The sequence below is a fragment of the Microbacterium sp. NPDC056052 genome (assembly GCF_042266785.1).
In the GTDB taxonomy this organism is placed as follows: Bacteria; Actinomycetota; Actinomycetes; order Actinomycetales; family Microbacteriaceae; genus Microbacterium.
Map to the genome: position 1 here is coordinate 543,247 of NZ_JBHJWV010000001.1, position 18,721 is coordinate 561,967.

16 protein-coding genes are annotated in these 18,721 nt (G+C 71.6%); all 16 read right to left on the bottom strand.

Features of this window, described 5'->3' with window-relative positions; all coding sequences use genetic code 11:
• Window positions 1-44 precede the first annotated feature (44 nt).
• The gene (locus ACFC1J_RS02680; protein WP_375902221.1) at window positions 45-1,499 is read right to left on the bottom strand and encodes a glutamate synthase subunit beta; all 1,455 of its coding nucleotides are present in this window, start codon (window positions 1,497-1,499) and stop codon (window positions 45-47) included.
• Window positions 1,492-6,009, bottom strand: a complete 4,518-nt coding sequence (gene gltB, locus ACFC1J_RS02685) for a glutamate synthase large subunit (protein WP_375902728.1) — start codon at window positions 6,007-6,009, stop codon at window positions 1,492-1,494. The genes ACFC1J_RS02680 and gltB overlap by 8 nt, the downstream gene beginning before the upstream one ends.
• A 169-nt stretch (window positions 6,010-6,178) precedes the next feature.
• Window positions 6,179-7,192 (bottom strand): prolipoprotein diacylglyceryl transferase, encoded by a 1,014-nt coding sequence (lgt, locus tag ACFC1J_RS02690; RefSeq protein ID WP_375902223.1) that lies wholly within the window; start codon window positions 7,190-7,192, stop codon window positions 6,179-6,181.
• Window positions 7,193-7,221: 29 nt separating this feature from the next.
• Window positions 7,222-8,010, bottom strand: a complete 789-nt coding sequence (trpA, locus tag ACFC1J_RS02695) for a tryptophan synthase subunit alpha (protein WP_375902225.1) — start codon at window positions 8,008-8,010, stop codon at window positions 7,222-7,224.
• A complete protein-coding gene (trpB, locus tag ACFC1J_RS02700; protein WP_375902227.1) occupies window positions 8,007-9,236 on the bottom strand; it encodes a tryptophan synthase subunit beta in 1,230 nt (409 codons plus the stop codon). The genes trpA and trpB overlap by 4 nt, the downstream gene beginning before the upstream one ends.
• Window positions 9,233-10,042 carry an indole-3-glycerol phosphate synthase TrpC gene (trpC, locus tag ACFC1J_RS02705; protein WP_375902731.1) on the bottom strand — a complete coding sequence of 270 codons (810 nt, stop codon included), beginning with the start codon at window positions 10,040-10,042 and terminating at the stop codon, window positions 9,233-9,235. Before trpC ends, trpB begins: the two co-directional genes overlap by 4 nt.
• A 2-nt stretch (window positions 10,043-10,044) precedes the next feature.
• Window positions 10,045-10,275, bottom strand: coding sequence for a DUF6704 family protein (locus ACFC1J_RS02710; RefSeq protein ID WP_375902228.1), 231 nt, complete (start codon window positions 10,273-10,275; stop codon window positions 10,045-10,047).
• A gap of 96 nt (window positions 10,276-10,371) precedes the next feature.
• Window positions 10,372-10,950: a Trp biosynthesis-associated membrane protein gene (locus tag ACFC1J_RS02715; protein ID WP_375902230.1), complete on the bottom strand. Its 579-nt coding sequence runs from the start codon at window positions 10,948-10,950 to the stop codon at window positions 10,372-10,374.
• Entirely contained in the window at window positions 10,950-11,351 is a 402-nt protein-coding gene (gene hisI / locus ACFC1J_RS02720) for a phosphoribosyl-AMP cyclohydrolase (RefSeq protein ID WP_375902232.1), read from the bottom strand. Before hisI ends, ACFC1J_RS02715 begins: the two co-directional genes overlap by 1 nt.
• Window positions 11,348-12,142 (bottom strand): imidazole glycerol phosphate synthase subunit HisF, encoded by a 795-nt coding sequence (hisF, locus tag ACFC1J_RS02725; protein ID WP_375902234.1) that lies wholly within the window; start codon window positions 12,140-12,142, stop codon window positions 11,348-11,350. Before hisF ends, hisI begins: the two co-directional genes overlap by 4 nt.
• A complete protein-coding gene (hisG, locus tag ACFC1J_RS02730) occupies window positions 12,142-12,984 on the bottom strand; it encodes an ATP phosphoribosyltransferase (protein WP_105687734.1) in 843 nt (280 codons plus the stop codon). The genes hisF and hisG overlap by 1 nt, the downstream gene beginning before the upstream one ends.
• Window positions 12,985-13,025: 41 nt before the next feature.
• Window positions 13,026-13,289, bottom strand: a complete 264-nt coding sequence (locus ACFC1J_RS02735) for a phosphoribosyl-ATP diphosphatase (protein WP_045252002.1) — start codon at window positions 13,287-13,289, stop codon at window positions 13,026-13,028.
• Window positions 13,286-13,981: a ribulose-phosphate 3-epimerase gene (gene rpe / locus ACFC1J_RS02740; protein WP_375902237.1), complete on the bottom strand. Its 696-nt coding sequence runs from the start codon at window positions 13,979-13,981 to the stop codon at window positions 13,286-13,288. The genes ACFC1J_RS02735 and rpe overlap by 4 nt, the downstream gene beginning before the upstream one ends.
• A 130-nt stretch (window positions 13,982-14,111) precedes the next feature.
• Window positions 14,112-15,605, bottom strand: a complete 1,494-nt coding sequence (locus tag ACFC1J_RS02745; protein WP_375902239.1) for an RsmB/NOP family class I SAM-dependent RNA methyltransferase — start codon at window positions 15,603-15,605, stop codon at window positions 14,112-14,114.
• The gene (gene fmt, locus ACFC1J_RS02750) at window positions 15,602-16,561 is read right to left on the bottom strand and encodes a methionyl-tRNA formyltransferase (protein WP_375902240.1); all 960 of its coding nucleotides are present in this window, start codon (window positions 16,559-16,561) and stop codon (window positions 15,602-15,604) included. Before fmt ends, ACFC1J_RS02745 begins: the two co-directional genes overlap by 4 nt.
• Before the next feature lie 78 nt (window positions 16,562-16,639).
• On the bottom strand, window positions 16,640-18,694 hold the full coding sequence (locus ACFC1J_RS02755) for a primosomal protein N' (protein ID WP_375902242.1): 2,055 nt from the start codon (window positions 18,692-18,694) through the stop codon (window positions 16,640-16,642).
• Between the last annotated feature and the right edge of the window lie 27 nt (window positions 18,695-18,721).

Genomic DNA, 18,721 nt, shown 5'->3' on the forward strand with positions numbered 1-18,721 from the left:
GGGATGGAATAAAGGGCCACGCTGCCGGGCCCAGCCTACGCGGGCTAGACCCCGATCGCGACATCCGACGGGCGGACCGGAGCGGGCAGCACGGTCTGCCCCATGAGATGCCGGTCGACGGCGGCAGCCGCGGCCCGACCCTCGGCGATGGCCCACACGATGAGGGACTGACCGCGTCCGGCATCGCCGGCCACGAACACTCCGGGGATCGTCGAGGCGTAGTCCTCGTCGCGGCGGAATGCGCCGCGGTCGGTCCGCTGCGGCCCGTCCTCGCCGTACGCCTCGTACTCGGGCCCGGTGAAGCCCATCGCGATGAGCACCAGGTCCGCCGGGATCTCCCGCTCGGTGCCGCTCTTGGGCACGCGGCGTCCGTCCACGAACTCGGTCTCGGCGACGCGCAGAGCACGCACCTCGCCCGCCTCGTTGCCGAGGAACTCGACGGTGGAGGCGAGGTACTGACGCTCTCCGCCCTCCTCGTGCGCCGAGGAGACCTCGAACACCGTCGGCATCATCGGCCAGGGCTGGTGCTCCGGACGATGGTCGGACGGCTGACGGCCGATCGCGAGGTTCGTCACGCTGAGCGCGCCCTGGCGGTGCGCGGTGCCGATGCAGTCGGCGCCGGTGTCGCCGCCGCCGATCACGATGACGTGCTTGCCCTCGGCGGTGATCTGGTTCGACACCGGATCACCGGCGACCGCCTTGTTCGACTCGACCAGGTACTCCATCGCGAAGTGCACGCCGTCGAGGTCGCGTCCGGGGATCGCGAGCTCGCGCGGCAGGGTCGCCCCGGTCGCGATCACGACGGCGTCGTAGCGCGCACGCAGATCGGCCCAGCTGATGTCGGTGCCGATGTTCACGCCCGCGCGGAAACGAGTGCCCTCCTCGGACATCTGCCGCAGGCGGGCGTCGAGGTGCGACTTCTCCATCTTGAAGTCGGGGATGCCGTACCGCAGCAGGCCGCCGATGCGGTCGTCGCGCTCGAACACGGCCACCGTGTGCCCGGCGCGCGTGAGCTGCTGGGCGGCGGCGAGGCCGGCGGGCCCGGATCCGACGACGGCGACGGTCTTGCCGGTGAGGCGGGCCGGCGGCTGCGCCTCGACCCAGCCCGATGCGAACGCCTCGTCGATGATCGAGACCTCGATCTGCTTGATCGTGACGGCCGGCTGGTTGATGCCGAGCACGCACGCGCTCTCGCACGGAGCCGGGCACAGACGTCCGGTGAACTCCGGGAAGTTGTTCGTCGCGTGCAGGCGGTCGATCGCGGCGCGGCCCTCGCCGCGCCAGGTGAGGTCGTTCCACTCCGGGATGAGGTTGCCCAGAGGGCAGCCCTGGTGGCAGAACGGCACGCCGCAGTCCATGCATCGGCCGGCCTGACGGCGGAGCACGGCCGAATCTCCCGGCTCGTACACCTCCTTCCAGTCCATGATGCGGACCGGGACGGGCCGACGTGCGGGGAGCTCTCGCTCCGTGACGGTCAGGAAGCCCTTGGGATCAGCCACCGGTCACCTCCAGGATGCGGGTCCAGACGATGGAGCCGTCGGGGTCGATCCCCTCGGCCTCTGCCTCTGCACGGGTGCGCAGCACGGCGGCGTAGTCCCGCGGCAGGATCTTCGTGAAGGCGGCGGCGAAATCGTCGTCCGCGAGGATCGACGCGGCGAGCGGCGATCCTGTGCGCTCCACGTGCTGTGCGAGCAGCTCGCGGAGTTCCTGCGCGTCCACCTCGTCGAGCGGGAGGAGCTCCAGCTCGCCCGAGCTCAGCGACAGCGGATTGACGCGCTCCGCGTGCAGATCGTGCACGTAGGCGATGCCGCCGGACATGCCGGCGCCGAGGTTGCGGCCGGTGCTCCCGAGGATCACCGCGACACCACCGGTCATGTACTCCAGGGCGTGGTCGCCCACGCCCTCGGCGACCGCGATCGCCCCGGAGTTCCGGACCAGGAAGCGCTCGCCGACGACGCCCGAGATGTGGATCGTGCCGCTCGTCGCTCCGTAGCCGATCACGTTTCCGGCGATCACGTTGCGGTGCGGCTCGAACGTCGCACGGCGGTGCGGCCGGATCGCGATCTCTCCGCCGGAGAGGCCCTTGCCGACATAGTCGTTGGCGTCGCCCTCCAGCGAGATCGAGATGCCGCGAGGCAGGAACGCCCCCAGCGACTGGCCGGCGGTGCCGTGCAGCGAGATGCCGATCGTGCCCGCGGGCAGGCCCTCTCCGCCGTGCTGGACCGTGACCTCATGGCCGAGCATCGTGCCGACGGCACGCTCGGTGTTGCGGATCGGCAGGTCGAAGGAGACCGGCTCGGACCGCGCGATCGCCCCGCGTGCGGCCTCGAGCAGCGGAGCGTCGAAGTGCTTCTCCAGCTCGTGGTCCTGGGTGCGGGCGCTGCGACGCGGTTCGCCGGCGGGGAACGCCGGGCCCTCGAGCACCGGGGCGAGGTCGAGTCCGTCCGCCTTCCAGTGCTTGATCGCGGCGTCGGTGCGCAGCAGATCCGCCCGTCCCACGATCTCCTCGAGGCTGCGGAAGCCGAGCGCGGCCAGGTGCTCGCGCACCTCCTCCGCGATGAACTCCATGAAGTTCACGACGAACTCCGGCTTGCCGGTGAACCGCTCGCGCAGCACCGGGTTCTGCGTGGCGACGCCGACCGGGCAGGTGTCCAGGTGGCACACGCGCATCATGATGCAGCCGCTCACCACGAGCGGCGCCGTGGCGAAGCCGAACTCCTCGGCGCCCAGCAGAGCGCCGATGATCACGTCACGGCCGGTCTTGAGCTGACCGTCGACCTGAACCACGACGCGGTCGCGCATGCCGTTGAGCATGAGCGTCTGCTGCGTCTCGGCCAGGCCGAGCTCCCATGGGGTGCCCGCGTGCTTGAGCGAGTTCAGCGGGCTCGCACCCGTGCCGCCGTCGTGTCCGGAGACCAGGATCACGTCGCTCAGCGCCTTGGCCACGCCCGCCGCGACTGCACCGATCCCGGACTGGCTCACCAGCTTGGTGTGGATCCGGGCGTCGGGGTTGGCGCGCTTGAGGTCGAAGATCAGCTGCTTGAGGTCCTCGATCGAGTAGATGTCGTGGTGCGGCGGCGGCGAGATGAGCCCCACGCCGGGCGTCGCGTGCCTCGTGCGCGCGATCCACGGATAGACCTTCTGCGGCGGCAGCTGGCCGCCCTCGCCGGGCTTGGCGCCCTGCGCGAGCTTGATCTGGATGTCGTCCGCCTCGGTGAGGTACTGGCTGGTGACGCCGAACCGGCCGGAGGCGACCTGCTTGATCGCGCTGCGGCGCTCCGGGTCGACGAGACGGTCCGGATCCTCACCGCCCTCACCCGTGTTCGACTTCGCGCCGAGGCTGTTCATCGCGATCGCGAGCGTCTCGTGGGCCTCCTGCGAGATGGAGCCGTAGCTCATCGCGCCGGTCGAGAACCGCTTCACGATCGACGACACGGGCTCGACCTCGTCGATCGGGACCGGAGGCCGCTCCCCCGTGCGCAGCTCGAAGAGGCCGCGCAGCGTCTTCAGTTCCTTGGCCTGGTCGTCGACGAGCTGGGTGTATTCCCGGAAGACGTCGTACCGACGGGTGCGGGTCGAGTGCTGCAGACGGAACACGGTCTGCGGGTTGAACAGGTGCGGGGAGCCGTCTCGGCGCCACTGGTACTCGCCGCCCGTCCAGAGGCGCTCGTGCGCACGCGCCGCCGCGTCCTCGGGGTACGCGAAGTCGTGGCGCGCCTGGTTCTCGGCGAACAGATCCTCGATGTCGATGCCGCCGAGCTTCGTCTCGGTGCCGGTGAAGTAGGCGTCGACGAGATCCTGGCTGAGGCCGACGGCCTCGAACACCTGCGCGCCGGCGTAGGAGCCGACCGTGGAGATGCCCATCTTCGACATGATCTTCAGCACGCCCTTGCCGAGCGCGTAGATGAGGTTGCGGACGGCCTTCTCCGGCGTGATGCCGGTGATGTAGCCGGTGCGCACGAGGTGCTCGACCGTCTCCATCGCGAGGTAGGGGTTCACGGCGGACGCCCCGTAGCCGATGAGCGTCGCGACGTGGTGCACCTCGCGGACGTCTCCCGCCTCGACGATCAGACCGACCTTCATCCGGTCCTCGCGACGGATGAGGTGATGATGCACGGCGGACAGCATCAGCAGCGACGGGATCGGGACGAGGTCCTTGTTGGAGTCCCGGTCGCTGAGGATGATCAGCTCGGCGCCGTCCTCGATCGCCGCGTCGACCTCGGCGCACATCTCGTCGAGGCGCTGGGCGAGCGCGTGCGGGCCCACGTCGAAGTGGTAGAGACCCTTGATCGTGGCGCTGGAGCGCTCGGGCCTGGCGCGGTCGATGTGGCGGAGCTTGGCGAGCTCGTCGTTGTCGATGACCGGGAAGTCCAGCACGATCGTGCGCGCGTGGTCCGGCCCCCAGTCCAGCAGGTTGCGCTCGGGCCCGAGGCCGAGCGAGAGGTTCGTGACGACCTCTTCGCGGATCGCGTCGAGCGGCGGGTTGGTCACCTGCGCGAACTGCTGCACGAAGTAGTCGAAGAGCAGGCGCGGTCGCTCCGAGAGCACTGCGATCGGGGTGTCGCTGCCCATGGCACCGAGAGGCTCGGCACCGGTCTGCCCCATCGGGGTCAGCAGGATGCGCACCTCCTCCTCGGTGTAGCCGAAGGTGCGCTGGCGACGCGTGATCGAGGCGACCGGGTGCACGATGTGCTCGCGCTCCGGGAGGTCGGCGAGGCGCACGCGCCCCTCGTCGAGCCACTCCTGCCACGGATGCAGCTTCGCGAGATCGCGCTTGACCTCCTCGTCCTCGACGATCCGGCGCTGCGCGGTGTCGACGACGAACATCGTGCCTGGCTGCAGCCGGCCGCGGCGCTTGATGCGCTCCGGCTCGAACTCCAGGACGCCGGTCTCACTGCCGATCACGACGAGGCCGTCGGTCGTCTCGGTCCAGCGTCCGGGACGCAGACCGTTGCGGTCGAGCGTGGCACCGACCACGGTGCCGTCCGTGAAGATGAGGGCGGCGGGGCCGTCCCACGGCTCCATCTGGTTCGCGTGGTACTCGTAGAAGGAGCGCAGATCGGGATCCAGATCCGTCTGGCGCTCCCACGCCGCGGGCACCATCATCATGACGGCGTGCGGCAGGCTCCTGCCGGTGAGCGTGAGCAGCTCGAGCACCTCATCGAACGAGGCCGAGTCGCTCGCCCCGTCGGTGCAGATCGGCAGCAGCGGGCGGATGTCGCCGAGCAGCTCCGACTCGAGCTGGGACTGCCGCGCCCGCATCCAGTTGCGGTTGCCGCCGACCGTGTTGATCTCGCCGTTGTGGGCCAGCATGCGCAGCGGCTGCGCGAGCGGCCACGATGGGAACGTGTTGGTCGAGTACCGGGAGTGCACCACCGCGAGCTCCGAGGCGAAGCGCTCGTCCTGAAGGTCGGGGTAGAACGGCTCCAGCTGCAGGGTCGTGACCATGCCCTTGTACCCGAGGGTGCGCGCGGAGAGCGAGACGAAGTAGGCGCCGAGCTCATGGCCCGCGCGCTTGCGCAGCCGGTACGCGACGCGGTCCAGAGCGATGCCGGAGAGCGCCGCGGCGCCGCGGGTAGCGGGGCGCGAGACGAACAGCTGCTCGAACGCCGGGCGGGCCTCGTCGGCCAGCTTCCCGAGATGCTGGTTCGCCGTGGGGACCTCGCGCCAGCCGAGGACGGTGAGTCCCTCCGCACGGGCGATCTTCTCGATCCCGGCCTTCTGCTCGCGACGGCTGCGCGAGTCGAGCGGGAGCAAGGCGAGTCCGGCGGCGTACTCGCCGACCGGGGGAAGCGCGAAGGAGGTGACCTCCCGCAGGAACGCGTCCGGCATCTGGGTCAGGATCCCGGCGCCGTCGCCGGTTCCCGCGTCGGACCCGATCGCGCCGCGGTGCTCCAGGTTGCGCAGCGCCTCCAGGGCGAGCGCGATGATGTCGTGGCCCGGCTCCCCGCGGAGCGTCGCGACCATGGCCAGGCCGCAGGCGTCCTTCTCGAACGCGGGGTTGTACATGCCCTGCTTCGGGGGGTAGGCGCCCGAAGCGCCGTAGGGAGGCTGGAAGTACACCAGTCACCGTCCTCAGATTTCTGATGAACCCGGGGACATCATCGGCCCGCTCGTTCAGTGCGTGATTCCCGGTGGACGTGCGTCCACCGCAGCGAGGCTCCTGTCGGCGCCGTTCTCAGGGGCGGGAGACGGCGCTCGTGGCGTCCGCCTCCGCGCGATTCTCGCCGGACTGAGGTGCGCTCAGGTCGACGAAATCATCGGGGTTTTGCGATTCTACCCCAGCGTCGCTCGGCTCCCGACCCGGCTGGTACGGCGAGGGCTCGTACCCCGGGTGACGGCGGGCCTGGACGAAGAGGATCACGATGCCGAGCACCACGCCGAACAGCGCCGCCCACACGTTCGTGCGCAGACCGAAGTAGATCTCGCTGGGGTCGATGCGAATCGACTCCCAGACGATGCGGCCCGCGCCGTACCAGATCAGGTAGACGGCGAACAGCCTGCCCCACTGCAGGCGCAGCTTGTGGCCGAGCCAGAGCAGGAAGAGGCAGCCGAGGGTGTTCCAGATGACTTCGTACAGGAACGTCGGATGGAACAGCGTCCCCGGGGCGAGGCCGGCCGGGAATGCCGCGTTCGTGGGCTCGATCTCGAGACCCCACGGAAGGTCGGTGGGGAGGCCGAACAGCTCGTGGTTGAACCAGTTGCCGAAGCGGCCGAAGGCCTGCGCCAGGATGAGGCCGGGGGCGAGCGCGTCGGCGAAGGCGGAGAAGCGCACTCCGGTCCATTTGCAGCCGAGCCAGGCTCCGATCGCGCCTCCGATGAGGGCGCCGAAGATGGCGATGCCGCCCTCCCAGATCGCCCAGACCGAGCCGGGCTCGAAGGGGTTCCAGGTGTTCTTCCCCGGTCCGAAGTAGAAGCCGGGGTGCGTGAGCACGTGGAAGATGCGCGCTCCGATGATCGCCAGCGGAACGGCAATGATGCAGATGTCCACGACGACCCAGCGCTCCGCACCGCGCTTGCTGAGGCGGTGGTTGGTGAGCAGCGTGGCCGCGATGATGCCGGCGATGATGCACAGCGCGTAGAAGTGGATCTGCAGCGTCCACCCGAAGATGTTCAGCGTGAAGAAGCTGACCGGCGGGCTCGGGATGCTGGCGTGCACGCCGATGAGGGCGTTCTGGAGCGCGAAGGGCATGGTCACGAGTCTACGTCGTCAGGACGCCGTCACCGTGCGAGCGCGGTGCCCGTGGCGAGTTCGCGGGTCACCTCGGCGAGCCGCTCCACTCCCCCGTCCCTGAGCGCGCGCACGAGAGCCGTGCCGACGATCGCACCGTCGGCGTACTCCAGCACGCCCGCGATCTGATCGGCCGTGGAGATGCCGATGCCGACGCAGGCGCGGCCGGCGCCGTGCTCGCGGAGCCGGGCGACGAGCGTGCGGGCCGCTTTGTCCAGTTCGGCACGCTCTCCCGTGATGCCCATGGTCGAGACCGTGTACACGAAGCCGGTCGAGCTCGATGCGACCAGGTCGAGTCGAGCGTCGGTCGAGGTGGGCGCGGCCAGGAAGACGCGGTCCAGCCCCGTGCGCCGGCTCGCGTCGATCCACTCGGGCGCCGCCTCCGGCGTGATGTCCGGGGTGATGAGTCCTGCGCCGCCCGCGGCGAGCAGGTCGTCGGCATAGCGGTCGACGCCGTACTGCAGCACGGGGTTCCAGTAGGTCATGACGACGACGGGAGCGTCCACCGCGTCCGTGATGGCTTTGACCGCGGTGAAGAGGTCGCGCATCCGGAAGCCGTTCGCGAGCGCGGTCTGCGTGGCCTCCTGGATGATCGCACCGTCCATGACGGGGTCGCTGTAGGGCGGGCCGAGCTCGATGATGTCGACGCCGTTGCGCGCGAGCGCGATCGCCGCATCGATGCTGGTCTGCAGATCCGGGTAGCCGACCGGGAGGTAGCCGATGAAGGCGCCGCGTCCCGCGTCGTGCGCGCGCTGGATGGCCTCTTCGACGCGACTCATGCGCCGGCTCCGTTCTCTGCGGCACCGTCGTCGTACAGCCCGAAGTAGCGGGCGGCGGTGTCCATGTCCTTGTCGCCGCGTCCGGAGAGGCAGACCGCGAGGATCGCGTCGGGGCCGAACTCCTTGCCGATCCGGATGGCGCCGGCGAGGGCGTGCGCGGACTCGATCGCGGGGATGATGCCCTCCGTGCGGCTCAGCAGGCGCAGGGCCTGCATGGCTTCGTCGTCGGTCGCCGGGATGTACTCGGCGCGGCCGATCGCGGCGAGCCAGGAGTGCTCCGGGCCCACACCGGGATAGTCGAGCCCGGCCGAGATCGAGTGCGACTCGATCGTCTGCCCGTCCTCGTCCTGCAGCACGTAGGTGCGGGCGCCGTGGAGCACGCCGGGACGGCCGCGTTCGATCGACGCGGCGTGCTTGGGCGTGTCGACGCCGTCGCCGGCCGCCTCCACGCCGTACAGGCGCACGGCCTCGTCGTCGAGGAACGCGTCGAACATGCCGATCGCGTTGGATCCGCCGCCGACGCACGCGAGCACCGCGTCCGGCAGGCGGCCTGCCTCGTCGAGCAGCTGCTGGCGCGCCTCCTCGCTGATGATCTTCTGGAAGTCGCGCACCATGGCGGGGAACGGGTGCGGACCCGCCGCCGTGCCGAAGATGTAGTTGGTGGTCTCGACCGACGCGACCCAGTCTCGGTAGGCGTCGTTGATCGCGTCCTTGAGGGTGCGCGAGCCCGTGGTGACGGGCACGACCTCCGCGCCGAGCAGGCGCATGCGGGCGACGTTGAGCGCCTGGCGCTCGGTGTCGACCTCGCCCATGTAGATCGTGCAGTCCAGGCCGAACAGCGCCGCCGCTGTCGCCGTCGCGACGCCGTGCTGACCGGCTCCGGTCTCGGCGATCACGCGGGTCTTGCCCAGCCGCTTGGTCAGCAGCGCCTGGCCCAGCACGTTGTTGATCTTGTGCGAGCCGGTGTGGTTGAGGTCCTCGCGCTTGAGGAAGATCCGCGCGCCGCCGGCGTGCTCGGCGAAGCGCGGCACCTCTGTGATCGGCGACGGGCGGCCCGCGTAGGAGTGCAGCAGCGTCGCGAGCTCGGACTGGAACGCCGGGTCGGCGATCGCCTCGTGGTACGCCTCGGTCAGCTCGTCGATCGCCGCGATGAGCGATTCGGGCATGAAACGTCCGCCGAAATCGCCGAAGAACGGCCCCGGCTGATCGCGCAGACTCTGGGTCACTTCGTCTCCTTCGGGTCGCTCGATGCGCCGTACGATCCGGCCTCCAGGAAGGAATGCAGGGTGGCGACAGGGTCGCCGGTGACGAGGGCCTCACCGATGAGCACGGCGTCGGCGCCGGCCGCGCGGTAGTGCGCGACATCGGCGGGTGTGAGCACGGCGGACTCCGCGATCTTCACGGACGTCGGGGGGATCCGCTCCGCCAGCCGGCCGAACAGGTCCCTGTCCAGCTCGAGCGTCGTCAGATCACGGGCGTTCACGCCGATGAGGTGCGCACCCAGGTCGATCGCGACCTCGAGCTCCTCGGCGGAGTGCGTCTCGACGAGCGGGGTCATGCCCAGCTCGAGGATGAGGGCGTACAGCCGCTCCAGGTTCGCGCGGTCCAGGCCCGCCACGATGAGCAGCGCGAGGGATGCACCCGCGGCGCGTGCCTCGAACACCTGGTAGGGCGTGGCGATGAAGTCCTTGCGGAGCACGGGCACCTGCACGGCGGCGGTGACGGCCTCGAGGTCGGCCAGGGTGCCGCCGAAGCGGCGCTCCTCCGTGAGGACGCTGATCGCCGATGCTCCCCCCTGCTGATACAGGGACGCCTGCAGCGCCGGATCCGGGATCTCGGCGAGGGCGCCGCGCGACGGGCTGGCCCGCTTCACCTCGGCGATGATCCTCACGCGGTCGGCCGGCGCCAGCGCGGCGCGTGCATCGAGTGCGGGGGCGCGATCCAGGGCGGCGCGCTCCACGATCGTGAGCGGACGCTCCCGCTCACGACGGGCCGCGTCCTCGACTGCGCCGGCCGTGAGGTCGGCGAGCACCATTAGTGCGCCTTCGGCTGGTACTTCGGGCCCTTCGCGCCGTAGCCGGCCTTGGAGAGCACCCAGCCGGAGATCGCGCCGATGACGATCAGCGCGACGCCCACCCACACCACGACCGGGACATCGAGGAAGAACGCGGTCGTGCCGACCGTGAAGCCGAGCAGCATGATCACCACGGCGGTCCAAGCCGCAGGCGAGTGTCCGTGGCCGGGATCTGCGATGGGGTTGCTCATGTTCTCCTCCGAGCGTCGGGTGGTGGGTTCAAGTCTATCGGGATCGCGCCTGGCGGCGAGGACGCCGGACGGCACGGGGCGCCTTCGGGGCGGGCGTCAGCGCGTGGGGTCCGTGCCGCGACTGAGGTCGTCCCAGCTCTCCACGGCGTCGACCGGTCCCTCGTGCGGCACGGGCTCGGTGCGGTAGCGCCGCCCGCCGCTGCGCCATCGGCCCGCGGTGATCAGCGCGAGCGCCCCGCCGAGCACGAGCAGGATCCAGCCGACGAGCGCCGCCCAGGGCCAGGCAGTCACGGCGATGCCATCGATGATGGCGGACAGCGCAGTGTCCCCGGCGAGACCGGTGGCCTTGGTCAGCGCCGGGCTCACCGCGTCGAGGGGGTGCTGCAGGAGGATCCGCGCCGTCAGCACGAGCATGAGGGCGCCGACCACGACGGCGATCGCGGCGAAAACGCGCCGCATCACCGGCCCGACCAGCGCGATCGCCGCGCAGAGCGCCAGTGCGGTCAGGCTCAGCGGGGCGAGCACGGGCAGGGCCGCGTTGCCGGCGACCTCGAGCGCCTCTCCCCCGTCCGCGCGCCCGACCGTGAGCCAGGTCTGCGTCGAGGAGAGGATGCCGATCCCGCCCGCGAGCAGGATCAGCAGGAGGCTCGTCGACTTCGCACGACGCGTGAGCATCACTGAGTCGCCTGACCGGCATCGTCCGCGGCGGAACCGCCCTGCGCCGCGGTGACGACGGGATCGAGATCCGTCCCGTCGAAGCAGGTGCGCGTGCCGGTGTGGCAGGCCACGCCGATCTGGTCGACGAGCAGGAGCACGGTGTCTCCGTCGCAGTCGAGGCGTGCGCCGCGGACGTGCTGCACGTGGCCCGATGTGTCGCCCTTGCGCCAGTACTGCTGCCGGGAGCGGGACCAGTAGGTGGCGCGGCCCGTGGTCAGGGTGCGGCGCAGCGCCTCCTCATCGGCCCAGGCCATCATGAGCACCTCGAGGGTGTCCCACTGCTGCACGACGACGGGGACCAGGCCCTGCTCGTTCCAGGTGACGAGGCGCAGTTCGGCCTCGATGCGGTCGTCGGTCATTCGGTGTCGCTCCGCTCGCTCAGCGCACTGTGCCGCACGGTCACTCCTGCGGCGCTCAGGGCCGCCTTGACGTCGCCGACCGTGAGCTGGCCGGAATGGAACACGCTCGCGGCGAGCACGGCGTCCGCGCCGGCGGCGATGGCCGGGGCGAAGTCCTCCGCCTTCCCCGCACCGCCCGAGGCGATCACGGGCACGCTGGAGACCTCGCGCATCAGGCGCACGAGTTCCAGGTCGAAGCCGTCCTTGGTGCCGTCGGCGTCGATCGAGTTCACCAGCAGCTCGCCCGCGCCGCGCTCGATGGCCTCGCGGGCCCAGTCCAGGGCGTCGAGGTCGGTCTCGGTGCGACCGCCGTGAGTGGTCACAGCGAACCCGGAGGCGGTGCGCGCGCTGCGCTTGATGTCGAGCGAGAGCACGAGCACCTGGGCGCCGAAGCGGTCGGCGATCTCCCCGATGAGGTCGGGCCGCGCGATCGCCGCGGAGTTCACGCCGACCTTGTCGGCGCCGACGCCCTGCAGACGGGCGACGTCGTCGACCGAGCGCACCCCTCCGCCGACCGTGAGCGGCACGAAGACCTCCTCGGCGGTGCGGCGCACCACGTCGTAGGTCGTGGCACGCTCGTCCACCGTCGCGGTCACGTCCAGGAAGGTGATCTCGTCGGCGCCCTGCGCGGCGTAATGCCGCGCGAGCTCGACCGGGTCGCCCATGTCGCGCAGGTTCTCGAAGTTCACTCCCTTGACGACCCGGCCGGCGGCCACGTCGAGACAAGGGATGACGCGCGCGGTGAGCGACATCAGAGCCTCGCGGCGTGGATCGCGGTCACGAGGATCGCCCGCGCCCCGAGCGCGTAGAGCTGGTCCATGACCTGGTTCATGCCGCGGCGCGGGATCATCACCCGGACGGCGACCCAGGCCGGATCCCGCAGCGGGGAGACGGTCGGGGACTCGCGTCCCGGGGCGATCGCGGCCGCCTGCTCGACGAGGTCGGCGGGCAGGTCGTAGTCCAGGAGCACGAAGCGATGCGCGACCATGACTCCGCGCAGCCGTCGCAGCAGCTTCTCGGTGCCGTCGGCGTCGCCGGGACGGCTGATCAGCACGGCCTCTGACTCGATGATGACCGGTCCGAAGATCTCCAGACCGGCCTGACGGAGCGTCGTGCCGGTCTCCACGACGTCGGCGATCGCGTCGGCCACGCCCAGGCGCACCGCGGACTCGACCGCGCCGTCCAACGGCACGAGCTCCGCCTCGACACCGTGCTCGCGCAGGTAGTCGTCGACGAGACCGGGGTAGGCGGATGCCACCCGCACCCCGTTGAGGTCTTCGAGGGTCTTGAACCGCCCGGGAGGGGCGGCGAAGCGGAATGTCGAGCGCGCGAAGCCGAGCTGCTCGATCTCGCGCGCGTCCGGGCGCCGCACGTCGCGCAGCAGGTCGCGACCCGTGATGCCGACGTCCAGCGCGCCGGAGGCGACGTAGGTGGCGATGTCACGGGGGCGGAGGAAGAAGAACTCGACGTCGTTGTCCGCGTCGATCACGTGCAGGGTCTTGGTGTCGCGGCGGCCGGCGTAACCGGCTTCGGCGAGCATCTCGGCGGCGGTCTCGGACAGCGATCCCTTGTTCGGGACGGCAATGCGCAGCATGGGAAGGTCTTTCGTTCGAAGCGATCCTGGTCGGGGGCGCTTCACAGATGTCGGTAGACGTTCTCCAGGGTCAGTCCCTTGGCCAGCATCAGCACCTGGAGGTGGTACAGCAGCTGGGAGATCTCCTCGGCCGCGGCCTCGTCGCTCTCGTACTCGGCGGCCATCCACACCTCGGCCGCCTCCTCCACGATCTTCTTGCCGATCGTGTGCACTCCCGCGTCGAGCTCGCGCACCGTCCCGGATCCCTCCGGGCGCTCGGCCGCTTTGCGGCTCAGCTCGGCGAACAGTTCGTCGAAGGTCTTCACCCTCCCAGGCTACCGGCTCGCGCGAGGCCCCGGAGCCGCGTGACGGCCGCTTCGATGTCCTGGGAGCCGTAGACGGCCGATCCGGCGACGAACGTGTCGGCGCCCGCGGCGGCCGCCTGGGCGATCGTGGCATCGGAGATCCCGCCGTCGACCTGCAGCCATACGTCGGATCCGCGGCGCTTCGCCTCGTCCGCGAGTGCGCGGAGCTTCGGCATCGTCTCGGGCATGAAGCCCTGTCCGCCGAAGCCGGGCTCGACCGTCATCACCAGGATCTGATCGAACTCGCCGATGATGTCGTAGAGCGGCTCCGCCGCCGTGCCGGGCTTGATCGCGACGCCGGCCCTGGCGCCGATGCTGCGGAGGCGGCGCGCAAGGGCGACCGGATCGGTCGCCGCCTCGAGGTGGAAGGTGACGCTCGCCGCGCCCAGTTCGGCGTATCCGGGCGCCCAGCGGTCCGGATCCGTGATCATGAGGTGCACGTCGAGCGGGATCGGGCTCGTCGCCTGGATGCGCTCGACCATCTGCGGCCCGAATGTGAGGTTGGGCACGAAGTGGTTGTCCATCACGTCGACGTGCGCGAAGTCGGCGGTCGCGATGCGGGCGAGATCCGCCTGCATGTTCACGAAGTCGGCGGCGAGGATCGAGGGGTTGATCCGGGGGGCTGCGGGCAGTTCGGCACGGGATGCGGGCATGCGCCCATTATCCCGGCACCGACGCCCCGGTCTCCCCTTCGCTACTTCCGGGTCGTCCCCGTCAGCGCACGCCATAGGCTCCGCTGACGGGGACGACTCGAAAGCAGGGAGGGCAGAGTCGCCTGGCTTCTTATGGGTGCTTGCGGAGCAGCGAGAGGAACATCGCGTCGGTGCCGTGGCGGTGCGGCCAGAGCTGGGCGTGACCGGATCCGCTCGACGGCTCCGGCAGGTCGATGGGATGCTGCGACACGGCGCGGACGACCTCGCGGGCGTCGAGCTCCTGCACGTCGTCCCTGCCGCGGAGGACGGTCTGCACCACCGCCGCGGTCTCGGCGAGGTGCGGCGAGCACGTGACGTACGCGAGGACGCCTCCGGGCTTGAGCGCGCCGAGCGCTGCCGACAGCAGGTCCTCCTGAAGCGCAGCGAGTTCCGGGACGTCGGCCGCGGTCTTGCGCCAGCGCGCCTCTGGACGGCGCCGGAGCGCACCGAGTCCGGTGCAGGGCGCGTCGAGCAGGATCCGGTCGTACGCCTCGGGCCGGTCGACGGCGAGCACACGGCCGTCCTCCTCGGCGACGTCCACGTGCAACGGCACCGAGGCGACGGCCTTGCGGACGAGCCCCGCCCTGGCCGGCACCACCTCGTTCGCGTCGAGTGCCGCTCCGCTGCGCAGGGCCTCCGCGGCGAGCAGAGCCGTCTTGCCACCGGGGCCGGCGCAGAGATCCAGCCAGCGCTCCCCCGCCGCGACCGGCTGCGCCCCGACGAGCGCGAGCGCAACGAGCTGCGAACCCTCGTCCTGCACGCGCACGCGGCCCTTGTGCGCGGCGACGACCGCTCCGGGGTCTCCCCCTTCGGATCCGAACGCCGTCGGTGCATACGGCCGCCGGGGCTCCTGCGGCTCGGCGAGCCCCGGAAGGGCGACGAGCGTGACCTCCGGAGCGACGTTGTCGGCGGCGAGCAGCTCCTCGAGCTCCTGCTCCCGCCCCTCGGCCGCAAGGGCGCGACGCAGAGCGCGGATGATCCACACCGGGTGCGCGAAACGGAGACCGAGGCGCTCGTCGTCCGAACGCGCCGCGGCGGCGACGGCGTCGAGCCACTCCTCCTCCGTCCGCGCGGCGACCTTGCGGAGCACCGCGTTCGCGAAACCGGAGGCGCCGCGGCCCGCATGCAGCGCGACGAGGTTGACCGACTCGTTGACCGCGGCGTGCGTCGCCACCCGGGTCGCGAGGATCTGATGCGTGCCGAGACGGAGGGCGTCCCGCACCGGCGGATCGATGTCGGCGATGTCCCGGTCGGCCGCCTGCGCGATGATCGCGTCGTAGGTGCCGAGACGGCGCAGCGTCCCGTAGGCGAGCTCGGTGGCGAGGGCCGCGTCCGCACCGGTGAGCCCCGCCTCCCTGATGGCGCCGGGGAGCAGCAGGTTCGCGTAGGCGTCGGAGGTGCCGACGGCGCGGATCACGTCGTAGGCGACGCGGCGCGCCGGCTGCACGTCACGGGGACGCGCATCCCGCGACGGCGGGCGGTGCCCCGTTCCTCCGGCGCTCTGCCCGCGCGGTCTGCCCTGGCCGTCCGAGCGCCGCTGAGGACCCCGGCGATCGTCACGGCTCTGCCGTCCCTCCAGGCTCATCGTGCCTCGTTCCTCTCGCTCGACGACGCCGCGGCGTCGAGCCGCACGGTCGCGCCGTCGGCGACCCGCAGGCCGCGGAACCAATCGGCGGCCGCCATCGCGGGCTTCCCCGCCGGCTGCACCCGCACGAGGAGCAGCGGCACGGTGCCGGTGCCCACGAGCACGCCGCCCTTGATACCGCGCAGCACGCCCGGCGGAAGCGGATCCGCGTCCTCGGCGCGCGCGAGCTCGCGCACCTTGAGCGCCGCGCCGTCGATCGCGGTGTGCGCGCCCGGCTCGCTCGTGACTCCGCGATAGCGGGCGAACACGGCATCCGCGGACGCGGTCCAATCCAACCGCCCGTCGTCGAGGCCGAGCTTCGCCGCGTGCGTCGCGTCGCCCTGCTGGGGTACCGGCCTGGCCGTGCCATCCGCGATCGCGGCGACAGCCTCCGCCGTGAGCTGAGCACCGTCGACGGCGAGCGAGGCGAGCGCGTCGTCGGCAGTCGCGTCTTCCGCGACCGGATACACCCGCATCCCGTGCACGTCCCCCGCGTCGAGCGCGGGCACGAGCTGGAACACGGTGGCGCCCAGCTCCGCATCGCCCGCGATGAGCGCCCGCTGCACCGGGGCCGCGCCCCGCCAGGCGGGCAGCAGCGAGAAGTGCAGGTTGATCCAGCCGTGCTCCGGCGCGCTCAGCAGCGGTTCGCGCACGAGACCGCCGTAGGCGACGATCACGCCGAGCTCGGGGCGCAGCGCCGTGATCCGCCCCGTGGCCTCCTCGTCCAGTCGCGCGGCCTTGATCACCGGGATCCCGAGCGCCTCGGCCTCCTGGGCGACCGGTGACGGCGTGAGGATCCGCTTGCGCCCGAGCGGCGCGTCGGGGCGCGTCACGACGGCGACGATCTCGTGCTCGCCGGCGAGGCGACGGAGGGTGGGCACGGCGGCCGCCGGGGTTCCGGCGAAGACGAGACGCATGAAGGTCCTTCGAAGGTGCTGCGGAATGTTCGTGACGAACAGGGTGATTCAAGGTGGTTCGAGATGGCTCTGGGGGGTTCAGAGGTCGGGTTCTGTGACGTCGAGCCTCACCGAGAGCGTAGTCCGTGGGGTTTTGCCGCGCACCCGACGGCGTCCCATGGCCTCGGCCACCACGGCGGCGCGGAGCGTCGCGGCCACGCGCGCGCCGTCCGCGTACAGGAACCGCACGAGTGCGCGTTCCCGGCCGTCGTCGTCGCCCTCGATCGGCACGGGTCCGAGCACGGCGTCCGGCGGAAGCTGGAGTGCGGCGATGTCGTCGAGGGCGCGGCGGACTCCTGTCCCCGTGCCCTCGAGCTGCGCGACCCGCACGGACGGCGGCATGCGCAGCGGCGCGCGTTCGGCGAGCTCCGCACGGGCGTACGACGCCTGGGACCAGGTGGCCAGGGCGCGGGCGACGGCACCGTCGACGCCGACGAGATGCACCGGCGCTCCGGGGGCGGCCAGGGCCGCGGCGTTCGACCACCAGCGCAGGCAGGACTCGCCGATCCGCAGCTCGGGCGCCTGCAGCATGCGGGAGCCGTCGAGCAGCACGACCGCGCGATAGCCGCCCTCGGCCAGCGGTTCGGCCCCTCGCGTCGCGACGACCAGCGCCGGCTTCGCGTCGATGCGCTCGATCGGATGGTTGCCGTCGGCGACGATCACCCTGATGCCGGGGAACGCTCGCCCCAGCTCCTCCGCCGTCCGCTCGCTGCCCGAGGCGGCCAGGCGCACGGTCTCCCCGCCGCAGGAGCCGCACGCCCACAGCCGGGCGCCGCGCCCGCACCAGGCGCACACCGGCGTCGCCCCGCGGTGCGCGGCGCCGAGCGGTCCTCCGCAGGACGTGCAGCGCGCGGGGGCGCGGCAGGACGCGCACACCAGGGTCGGCGAGAAGCCCGGCCGAGCCACCTGCAGCAGCACGGGGCCGGTCGCCGCGGCCTCCCGCGCCGTCAGGAAGGCCCGGGACGGAAGGCGCTGACCGCGGCGGTCCAGATCCTCTGTGGTGTCCAGCACGACCCGCGGCAGCCGGCGTCGGGCGGCCGTGATCGCGCGGATCCATCCGGTCTCGACCAGGCGCTCGACATCCGTCGTGCGGGTGTGACCGGCGAACAGCAGCGCCGATCCTTCCTGCTCCTGCCGCAGCAGGGCCACGTCGCGCGCATGCACGCCGGGCGCGAGTGGCTCGGCGAGCAGGCTGTCGCCGTCGTCCCAGAGCGCCACCAGCCCCGCCCGCACGGGAGCGTACGCGGCGGAGCGGTTGCCGACGACGATGCAGGGCGCGTCCTCGAGAGTGCGGAGGTACGCGCGGTAGCGGTCGGGGTTGCTCTGGCGGGTGTCCAGCCGTGCGATCGGGGCTTCCGGCGCGAGCATCTCGAGCGCGGCGAGGAGCAGGTCGAGGTCGCGGTAGTCCGGCACGACCAGGATCGCCGAAGCGCCGTCGGCGATCGTGCGCGCGGCCGCGGCCGCCAGCAGCCGGGTCCACTCCGGCAGGCCGTCCTGGTGCAGTCGCGGGATCGCCTCCACGGCCGCCCGCGCGGAATCCGCGAGCGCCTCGGCGAGGCCCTCGTACTGGGCGATCGTCTCCGAGACGGCCGGGAGCACCACGTCGGCCGGGAGCACCGCGTCGGTCGACGAGGCGACGCCGCCCGCCGGAGCCTGCGTCGCGTCTTCCGCCACGTCTGTCGTGTCCGCCGCGTCCGGCTCGGCGACGGCCGTGTCGGTTCGTCCGCCGCCTGCCGCGAGCCATGCCTTCTCCACGCGCACCTGGCGCTTGGGCACGATCAGCCGGAGCACGTCCGAGGCGCTGCCCGCGGCGCGATCCGCCACGCGCCGGGCGAGCGTGCAGAGCTGCTCCGGCAGAACCCGTGCGCGCGACACCACGGCGTCCACCTCGGCGAGGGTCCTGGCGTCGTCGTCCTCGGTGTCGAGCTCGACCAGGTAGGCGTCGATGAGTCGTCCGGCCGAGCGCAGCGGCACCCGCACCCGCACCCCCCGCAGCGCGTCATCGATCAGCTCCGACGGGATGGCGTAGTCGAACAGCCGATCCAGCTGCGGGACCGGCGAGTCCAGCAGTACGCGGGCGATCGGCCGTGGCACGAGCGGAGCTTGCGGGTGAGCGGGGTC

Bases quoted from the DNA above. Each gene is read 5' to 3' on its own strand.
- gltB (WP_375902728.1), bottom strand. From the start codon at position 6,009: ATGTACAACCCCGCGTTCGAGAAGGACGCCTGCGGCCTGGCCATGGTC.
- lgt (WP_375902223.1), bottom strand. From the start codon at position 7,192: ATGCCCTTCGCGCTCCAGAACGCCCTCATCGGCGTGCACGCCAGCATC.
- trpA (WP_375902225.1), bottom strand. From the start codon at position 8,010: ATGAGTCGCGTCGAAGAGGCCATCCAGCGCGCGCACGACGCGGGACGC.
- ACFC1J_RS02710 (WP_375902228.1), bottom strand. From the start codon at position 10,275: ATGAGCAACCCCATCGCAGATCCCGGCCACGGACACTCGCCTGCGGCT.
- ACFC1J_RS02715 (WP_375902230.1), bottom strand. From the start codon at position 10,950: ATGCTCACGCGTCGTGCGAAGTCGACGAGCCTCCTGCTGATCCTGCTC.
- hisI (WP_375902232.1), bottom strand. From the start codon at position 11,351: ATGACCGACGACCGCATCGAGGCCGAACTGCGCCTCGTCACCTGGAAC.
- hisF (WP_375902234.1), bottom strand. From the start codon at position 12,142: ATGTCGCTCACCGCGCGCGTCATCCCTTGTCTCGACGTGGCCGCCGGC.
- hisG (WP_105687734.1), bottom strand. From the start codon at position 12,984: ATGCTGCGCATTGCCGTCCCGAACAAGGGATCGCTGTCCGAGACCGCC.
- rpe (WP_375902237.1), bottom strand. From the start codon at position 13,981: ATGCCCGCATCCCGTGCCGAACTGCCCGCAGCCCCCCGGATCAACCCC.
- ACFC1J_RS02745 (WP_375902239.1), bottom strand. From the start codon at position 15,605: ATGAGCCTGGAGGGACGGCAGAGCCGTGACGATCGCCGGGGTCCTCAG.
- fmt (WP_375902240.1), bottom strand. From the start codon at position 16,561: ATGCGTCTCGTCTTCGCCGGAACCCCGGCGGCCGCCGTGCCCACCCTC.